This is a genomic window from Azospirillum sp. (assembly GCF_050789165.1).
Window position 1 is genome coordinate 1 of the sequence record NZ_JBOZRT010000070.1, and the last position, 7637, is coordinate 7637.

Here is a 7637-nt window from a genome sequence, read left to right on the forward strand (position 1 = left end):
CGGCGGGAGCGAAGGTCAGCGGCACGTAGGCGTCCACCGGTCCGCCCGGCGGCTGGCGCTGCTTGAAGCGTTTGATGTAGCGGCGCACCGCGTCGTACCCGCCCTGGAACCCGGCGTCTTTGAGCCGCCCGAAGATCCCCAGATAATCAAGCCGGTCGCGGGCTGGCTGCCGCTCGTTCTCCAGGATCAGCCGTTCCAGTTCCTCTTGGAAGCCGGCCAGCTTCGGGAATGGCTGGTGCTGGCGCTCATAGCGCGGCGCCGTCTCGCCCGAGCGCAGGTACTTCGTCACCGTCTCCCGCGACAGCTTCAGCGACCGGGCAATCGCCCGGATGCTCCTCCCTTTCGCGTGCTCCCGCCGTATCCGTGCAATCGTCTCCACCGTCAGCATCCCTGTCCGCCACCCCGTCGTCCAAACCCAGGGTGGTAGCCTGCCAGATCAGGGGTGGCTGGTTATTGGACGCCGATCACCCCTGAAACTGGCCCAGTGTTGCAGGCCGATGCACAGTCCCGACTTCGCCCTTCAGGGAAAAGCCCGGTTTGAGCGCTATGGTGTCCGGCCCGTCCACCAGGGAGGCGACCTGTTCCAGAACGGCGGCAGTCGCCGGGCGGATGCCGGACAACGCCTCGAAACGCTGACGGGCGTTTTCCACCACATCGCCGACCCCGACCAGACCGCCCTGGTCGGTGACGGACTCCTCAACCACAACGCTGCCTCCAGCGGCGAGATCGTAACGAACGTGACGGGTGGGCATGGAACCTCCTGAGGGCTTAGGTGCTAGGGAACGCGGGATCAGCGGGGGCAGAGACCGTTGGCGTCGGGGGCGGGGAAGAGGTTGCGCGGTCGGTCGGTGTCCTCCACACGCAAGCCGAACTGGTACTGCTGGGCGCAGGAGCGGTGTAAGCGGTGTTTTCAGGCCACGGCGGTTTCGGCCTGCCGGGCATAGCTCCAGGGCAGCAGTTCATCGAGCTTGGTGATCGGGTGTCCGCCGGCGAGTTTGCTCAGCACCTCGGTGAACCACGCCTGCGGATCGGCGCCGTTGAGCTTGCAGGTTTCCACCAGCGAGGCGATCGTCGCCCAGTGCTCGCCGCCGCCGTCGCTGCCGGCGAACAGAGCATTCTTGCGCGTCAGGGCCAGCGGGCGGATGCAACGCTCCACGCTGTTGCTATCGATCTCCACCCGGCCGTCGGCAAGGAACAGCGTCAGCCCCTCCCAGCGGCTGAGCGCATAGCGGATCGCCTCGGCCAGCGTCGATTTGCGCGACACCGCCGCGAGCTGCTTCTCCAGCCACGCCTTCAGTTCGGCAACCAGCGGCGCCGAGCGGGCCTGCCGCTCTTTGTAGAAGCGCGCGATCTTGTCCTCGGTGAACCCGTACCGACTGCGAGCCATGCCTACCCCCACGGGGGCGCCTACCTCGTTTGAGGATACGCCAACGCGGGGGAAACGCAAGCTGAGCTATGTGCGGACTTTTTTGTCTATGTGCTCTGGAGGGCGGTTACTCATGTGCAGACTATTTTGTGCATGAGCAAACTTTGTTGTACATGCGCAAACATTATTGTCAGCCAACAACAACTATAGGGATGCATTTCTCCCTCATTCCACCGTGACGCTCTTCGCCAGGTTGCGCGGCTGGTCGACGTCGGTGCCCTTCAGCACGGCGGTGTGGTAGGCCAGCAGCTGCACCGGGATGGCGTAGAGGATCGGCGCCACCAGCGGGTCGCAGGCCGGCAGCTCGACCGACCAGCGGACCCGCTCGCCCAGTCGGTCGACGCCCTTCTTGTCGGCGATCAGCAGCACCTTGCCGGAGCGCGCGCACACCTCCTGCACGTTCGACACCACCTTGTCGAACAGCCCGTCCGACGGCACCAGCACGATCACCGGCACCGCCTCGTCGATCAGCGCGATCGGGCCGTGCTTCAGCTCGCCCGCCGCGTAGCCCTCGGCGTGAATGTAGCTGATCTCCTTCAGCTTCAGCGCCCCCTCCAGCGCCAGCGGGTACATCGCCCCGCGGCCGAGGTAGAGCACGTCGCGCGCCTCGCTCACCTCCTGCGCCAGCTCGCGCAGGCGCTCGTCGTGCGCCAGCACCTCGGCGGCGCGAGCGGGGACCTCGCGCAGCGACCGGGCGATGTCGCGCATGCGCTCCGGCGCGATGGCGCCGCGGGCGCGCCCGGCGACGGCGGCGAGGCAGGCCAGCGTGGTCAGCTGCGTGGTGAAGGCCTTGGTCGAGGCGACGCCGATCTCCGGGCCGGCCATGGTCATCAGCACCGCGTGGCTCTCGCGGGCGATGGTGCTCTCCGGCACGTTGACGATGGACAGGATGTGCTGGCCCTGCCGCTTGCAGTAGCGCAGCGCCTCCAGCGTATCCAGCGTCTCGCCCGACTGCGAGATGAACAGCGCGATGCCGCCCTCCGGCATCGGCGCCTCGCGGTAGCGGAACTCCGACGCGATATCGACCTCGACCGGGATGCGCGCCAGCGTCTCGAACCAGTACTTCGCCACCACGCCGGCGTAGTACGCCGTGCCGCAGGCGACGATGGTCAGCTTGGTCGCCTTGGCGATGTCGAAGGGGAACTCGGGCAGGCTGATATACTGCGTCTCGGGGTTGATGTAGGCGTTCAGCGTGTCGCCGATCACCTGCGGCTGCTCATAGATTTCCTTGAGCATGTAGTGGCGGTAGCCGTCCTTGCCGATCAGCGCGCCGGACACCGCCGAGGTCTTGACCGTGCGCTCCACCACTTGGTCGGACGCGTCGCGGATGGTGACACCGTCGCGGGTCAGCACCACCCAGTCGCCGTCCTCCAGATAGGCCAGCCGGTTGGTCAGCGGCGCCAGGGCGAAGGCGTCGGAGGCGAGGTACATCTCGCCCTCGCCGTAGCCGACGGCCAGCGGCGTGCCGCGCCGCGCGCCGACCATCAGGTCGTGCTCGCCGGCGAAGATCAGCGCCAGCGAGAAGGCGCCCTCGAAGCGCTTCAGCGCGGCGGAGAACGCCTCCACCGGGCCCATCCCCCGCTCCAGGTAATGGGTGACGAGGTGGACGATGATCTCGGTGTCGGTGGCGCTCTCGAACACGTGGCCGTGGCGGATCAGTTCGGCCTTCAGCTCGGCGTAGTTCTCGATGATGCCGTTGTGGACGACGGCGACGCGCTTGGTGGCGTGCGGGTGGGCGTTGTTCTCGGTCGGGCCGCCGTGCGTGGCCCAGCGGGTGTGGCCGATGCCGACCACCCCGGGCAGCGGGTCGTCGCGCAGCTTCATGTCGAGGTTGACCAGCTTGCCCTCGGCGCGGCGGCGCTGGATGTGGCCGTTGACGAGCGTGGCGACGCCGGCGCTGTCATAGCCCCGGTATTCCAGGCGCCGCAGGCCTTCGACCAGACGCGGGGCCGCTTCGTGGGTGCCGAGGATGCCGATGATGCCGCACATGTACCCGTCTCCTGAGGGGAAGAACGTCTAACCTTAGCCCTTTTTCGCCTTTTCGAGGCGCTTCCGGTCGCGGAAGTCGGCGGCCCAGCCGGGGTAGGACTGCTGACGCCCGCGCGCCACCGCCAGCGACTCCGCCGCCACGTCCTGGGTAACGACGCTGCCCGCGCCGACGATGGCGCCCGCGCCGACGCTGACCGGCGCCACCAGCGAGGAGTTGGAGCCGATGAAGGCCCCCTCGCCGATGTCCGTCCGGTACTTGCCGAAGCCGTCGTAGTTGCAGGTGATGGTGCCGGCGCCGATGTTGGCCTTCGCCCCCACCCGCGCGTCGCCGATGTAGGTCAGGTGGTTGACCTTGGCGCCGGCCTCGACGGTGGCGTTCTTGATCTCGACGAAGTTGCCGATGTGCGCGTCCGGCCCGATCACCGCGCCCGGGCGCAGCCGGGCGTAGGGGCCGAGGATGGCGCCGGAGGACACCGTCACCTGCTCCAGATGGCAGAACGGCTTGATCTCGACGCGGTCGCCCACCGTGACGCCGGGGCCGAACACCACGTTCTGCCCGACCACCACGTCGCGGCCGAGCTTGGTATCGAAGCTGAAGTACACCGTGTCCGGGTCGGCCAGGGTGGCGCCGTTGTCCATGGCGGCGCGGCGCAGGCGGCGCTGCAGCAGCGCCTCGACCTCGGCCAGCTCGGCGCGGGCGTTGACGCCGATCACCTCCTGGTCGTCGCCTTCCACCACGGCGCAGGCGTGGCCACCGGCGCGGGCGATCTGCACCACGTCGGTCAGGTAGAACTCGCCCTTGGCGTTGTCGTTGCCGATGCGGCCGATCAGGTCGAACATCCGCGCGCCGTCGAAGGCCATCAGGCCGGCGTTGCACAGGCCGACGGCGCGCTCCTCCGGCGCGGCGTCCAGGTACTCGACGATCTTCTCCAGGCCGCCGCCGCCGTCCAGGATCAGGCGGCCGTAGGCGCCGGGATCGGCGGGGCGCATGCCGAGCACCACCACGGCCGGATCGGACACCTGCGCCCGCGCCTCGACCATGGCGCGCAGCGTCTTCGGCGTGACCAGAGGCGTGTCGCCGTAGAGCACCAGCACGTCGCCCGGGAAGCCCTCCAGCAGGCCGAAGGCGGCGCGTACGGCGTCGGCGGTGCCGAGCTGGCGCTCCTGGACCGCGGTGGGGTAGGGGGCGACGGAGGCCGCCACGTCCTCCATGCCCGGCCCGACGACGACGACGACGTGGTCGGGGTCGAGCTCGCCGACCGCCGCCAGGACATGGCCGATCATCGGCCGGCCCGCGACGCGGTGCAGGACCTTCGGCAGGTCGGACTTCATGCGCGTGCCCTTGCCGGCGGCAAGGATCACACAGGCGAGCGGACGACGGGTCATGCGGGTCCCTGCTAGGCTTTCGGTCTTCTCGGTCTTGGCGCCGGGGCGCGGTCCTTCAGTGCCACAGACGGCGTGCGCCGCCCAAGTCAACTTTTGTGTCAAGCTGCAATAGGCGCCGGGCTGCCCGGGAGCCTGCCTGTCTAGAGCATTGGTGGGCGTCCTTCAACGTTGCCGCGGCACCGGTGGTTGTCTGCCGGCGGTCGTCTGCCGGCAGTTGTCTGAAGGTGGGAAGGCCCGCGGCGACTGCAAGCCGATCCGCGCCGCTTGAGTTCGCCCGCCGCACGGTGCTATCGAAACCCGTCTTCTTACGCACAGGAACGACCGCCGATGTCCGATACTTCCGGAATGCCGTTCGCCGCGCTGGTCTTCGACTTCGACGGCACGCTGATCGACAGCGCGCCCGACATCGCGCTGGCGCTGAACGGCACGCTGGCGGCGCACGGCCGCGTGGCGGTGACGGTGGACCGGGTGCGCGGCATGGTCGGCGATGGCTCGGCCAACCTGCTGCGCCAGGCCTTCAGGGAAACCGGCGCGCCGCTCGACGAGGCGGAGTTGCCGGCCGTGCTGGCGGACTACACCGACCGCTACTTCGAGCTGCCGGCCGATCCGTCCTGCCTGTACCCCGGCGTGGCGGACACCCTGCGGGCGCTGGCGCAGGCCGGCGTCGGCTTGGGCCTGTGCACCAACAAGCCGGAGCGCATCGCGCGCAGCGTCCTCGACATGATCGGCCTGGGCGGGCTGTTCGGTGCGGTGGCCGGCGGCGACACGCTGCCGGTGCGCAAGCCGGACGCGGGGCCGGTGCGGCACGTGCTGCAGGCGTTGGGCGGCGGGCGTGCGGCGATGATCGGCGACGGCGTCAACGACGTGCTGTCGGCCCGCGCGGCGGGCATCCCGGTGGCGCTGGTCAGCTACGGCTACCCGCGCGGCGACGTGCACGCGCTGGGCGCCGACCTGGTGTTCGACCGCTTCGCCGAGCTACCGGCGGCGCTGCAGCGTCTGGCGGCGCTGGCACCCTGAGGCCCCTTCCGGTGTTGTGCCTGACATGGCCAGGCCGCACCGCACCGATCCTCCCGAACCCGCGCCCGAATCCCTGCCCGAGGATCTCGACGCCGACCTTGCCCGGCTGTCGCCGGAGGAGATCGCCTTCCTGCTGGGCGGCGCGCCGGAGGAGGGCGCGCGCGACCGGCTGCTGCGCGCCGAGCGCAACGCCCGCGCCAACGCCCGCCGCACCGCCCGCCGCGCTGCCGACGCCGACTACGCCGAGCGCCTGAGGGCCGGCGACCGCGACCGCCAGCGCCGCCGGCGCGCGGCCGGAGCGACGCCGGGCCCCGCCGAACCGCCGGTGCCGCTGCCGGCGATCCAGCCGGATGAGGCGGCGCGGCGCCTCGCCGAACACTTGCATGGATCCGACAGCGCGCAGGCCCGCCAGCTGCGCGCCCGGCCGGAACTGGTGCGGCGCTACGTCGCCGGCTTCGCCGCCTACCGATTGCTGTCGGTTGCGGGGGCGCGCCCCACCCGTGGCGCGCTGGCTGAGGCGCTGCGCGACCGCTTCGGCCTGGAACTGACGCCGCCGCAGGTGCAGAAGCTGCGCGACCACGTGGAGGGCTTCGCCCGGCCCGGCGGTCCCTGGCACGCGGGGTAGGGCGATACACCCGTCACGCAGCGCCGCCGGGCGCGATCGGGCGCGAAGGGATGGCATGGTTAATGATCCATTAAGCAAATCCGCCGCTTTTGGCTTAACGAACCGGTAACCATGCCCGCTGCGTGACGTGGTGTATCGGGCTTGCGGGGAGTGCGGATTCTTTTGCGAAAAGAGTGCGCGCGGGCGCTTGACATCGCCCGGACAGCCCTTTAGAAAGCGCTCCACCGCGGCGGGGCGCTTCGCTCCAAGGCGAGACGGCGACAAGCCGGGATGGGCGCATAGCTCAGCGGGAGAGCACACCCTTCACACGGGTGGGGTCGTAGGTTCAATCCCTACTGCGCCCACCATCCCACCCCTCGCACATGGCAGGGGCCGGGATGGCCGACCATCCTTACAGACGCTTCCAGATCTTGATGTGAGTACGGCCGCCGGTCAGGCGGCTTCGGCCGGGTGCGCGGTCGCGTACGCGATGATCGTGTCGACGCGTGCCGGGGTCAGCGCCTCGATGCCCTCGTGCCACATCACATCGCCGAACTGGCGGTGGATCTCGATCCGGCACGCGCAGGGAAAGCCGGCGATCCGGTCCCCGCAATAATCCTCGATCAGCTGTTCGACGTAGCTCTGGTCGTCCTGCACGTCGCTCATGACGGCGCCCTCTGTGGTTCGGCGCCACGTTAAACCCCTCCCTCCCACGTCGGATTGACAGGGATCAGTCCGCCCGCGTTGTCACAACGCGGGTGCAGCATCCCTACCCCTCGCGCGCCGCATGGCTCTCCCTCAAGGATGTTGACATACGGTATTTGGTATACCAAACTCCGTGTTGTTGGGACGGCCGATTGCTGGCGACCCGACCAACCAGCGCATACCGACAGCATCCGAAACGGGAAAAAGCGGGAGGGACGGGTATGAAGATCTGCATCTTTGGCTCCGGCGCCATCGGCGCCTACATGGGCGTGCGCCTGCACCAGGCCGGCGCCGAGGTCAGCCTGATCGCCCGCGGCGCCCACCTCGCGGCCATGCGCGAGAGGGGGGTGCGCCTGTTGGCCAAGGACGAGGACGTTACCGTCCACCCGCGCTGCACCGATGATGCCGCCGAACTGGGACCGCAGGACTACGTCATCGTCGCGCTGAAGGCCCACTCGGTGCCGGGCGCGGTGGAGACCATGCGGCCGCTGCTGGGGCCGAACACCACCG

The 7637-nt window shown here is 69.4% G+C and carries 8 protein-coding genes, 1 tRNA gene and 1 pseudogene; 4 read left to right on the top strand and 6 right to left on the bottom strand.

Features of this window, described 5'->3' with window-relative positions:
- From ACRWK7_RS16190 to glmU, 5 genes and pseudogenes are all read right to left on the bottom strand, one after another.
- On the bottom strand, positions 1-388 hold a 388-nt coding region (locus ACRWK7_RS16190; RefSeq protein ID WP_431857302.1), incomplete at its 3' end, for a helix-turn-helix domain-containing protein.
- A 76-nt stretch (positions 389-464) separates the two neighbouring features.
- Positions 465-752: a CU044_2847 family protein gene (locus ACRWK7_RS16195; protein ID WP_431857303.1), complete on the bottom strand. Its 288-nt coding sequence runs from the start codon at positions 750-752 to the stop codon at positions 465-467.
- Positions 753-910: 158 nt separating this feature from the next.
- Positions 911-1330: pseudogene (locus ACRWK7_RS16200) on the bottom strand (IS66 family transposase); the annotation flags it as partial.
- Between the two features lie 261 nt (positions 1331-1591).
- Complete coding sequence (gene glmS, locus ACRWK7_RS16205; protein WP_431857304.1) at positions 1592-3415, bottom strand: glutamine--fructose-6-phosphate transaminase (isomerizing); 1824 nt, start codon at positions 3413-3415, stop codon at positions 1592-1594.
- 33 nt (positions 3416-3448) lie between these two features.
- Positions 3449-4801: a bifunctional UDP-N-acetylglucosamine diphosphorylase/glucosamine-1-phosphate N-acetyltransferase GlmU gene (glmU, locus tag ACRWK7_RS16210; protein WP_431857305.1), complete on the bottom strand. Its 1353-nt coding sequence runs from the start codon at positions 4799-4801 to the stop codon at positions 3449-3451.
- 327 nt (positions 4802-5128) lie between these two features.
- Between glmU and gph the strand changes: the two genes are divergently transcribed.
- The 3 genes from gph to ACRWK7_RS16225 all read left to right on the top strand — a co-directional run bounded on the left by gph (position 5129) and on the right by ACRWK7_RS16225 (position 6790).
- On the top strand, positions 5129-5818 hold the full coding sequence (gene gph, locus ACRWK7_RS16215; protein WP_431857306.1) for a phosphoglycolate phosphatase: 690 nt from the start codon (positions 5129-5131) through the stop codon (positions 5816-5818).
- A 25-nt stretch (positions 5819-5843) separates the two neighbouring features.
- Complete coding sequence (locus ACRWK7_RS16220; RefSeq protein WP_431857307.1) at positions 5844-6443, top strand: hypothetical protein; 600 nt, start codon at positions 5844-5846, stop codon at positions 6441-6443.
- Between the two features lie 272 nt (positions 6444-6715).
- A tRNA-Val gene (locus ACRWK7_RS16225) sits at positions 6716-6790 on the top strand.
- Positions 6791-6875: 85 nt separating this feature from the next.
- On the opposite strand, the gene ACRWK7_RS16230 is transcribed toward ACRWK7_RS16225, so the two are convergent.
- A complete protein-coding gene (locus ACRWK7_RS16230; RefSeq protein ID WP_431857308.1) occupies positions 6876-7088 on the bottom strand; it encodes a hypothetical protein in 213 nt (70 codons plus the stop codon).
- Between the two features lie 260 nt (positions 7089-7348).
- Between ACRWK7_RS16230 and ACRWK7_RS16235 the strand changes: the two genes are divergently transcribed.
- Positions 7349-7637: 2-dehydropantoate 2-reductase N-terminal domain-containing protein (locus ACRWK7_RS16235; protein ID WP_431857309.1), on the top strand; the 289-nt coding region annotated here is incomplete at its 3' end.

What these genes read in the sequence shown, in the direction of transcription:
- ACRWK7_RS16195 (WP_431857303.1), bottom strand. Translation starts at nt 752, where the DNA reads ATGCCCACCCGTCACGTTCGTTACGATCTCGCCGCTGGAGGCAGCGTT.
- glmS (WP_431857304.1), bottom strand. Translation starts at nt 3,415, where the DNA reads ATGTGCGGCATCATCGGCATCCTCGGCACCCACGAAGCGGCCCCGCGT.
- glmU (WP_431857305.1), bottom strand. Translation starts at nt 4,801, where the DNA reads ATGACCCGTCGTCCGCTCGCCTGTGTGATCCTTGCCGCCGGCAAGGGC.
- gph (WP_431857306.1), top strand. Translation starts at nt 5,129, where the DNA reads ATGTCCGATACTTCCGGAATGCCGTTCGCCGCGCTGGTCTTCGACTTC.
- ACRWK7_RS16220 (WP_431857307.1), top strand. Translation starts at nt 5,844, where the DNA reads ATGGCCAGGCCGCACCGCACCGATCCTCCCGAACCCGCGCCCGAATCC.
- ACRWK7_RS16230 (WP_431857308.1), bottom strand. Translation starts at nt 7,088, where the DNA reads ATGAGCGACGTGCAGGACGACCAGAGCTACGTCGAACAGCTGATCGAG.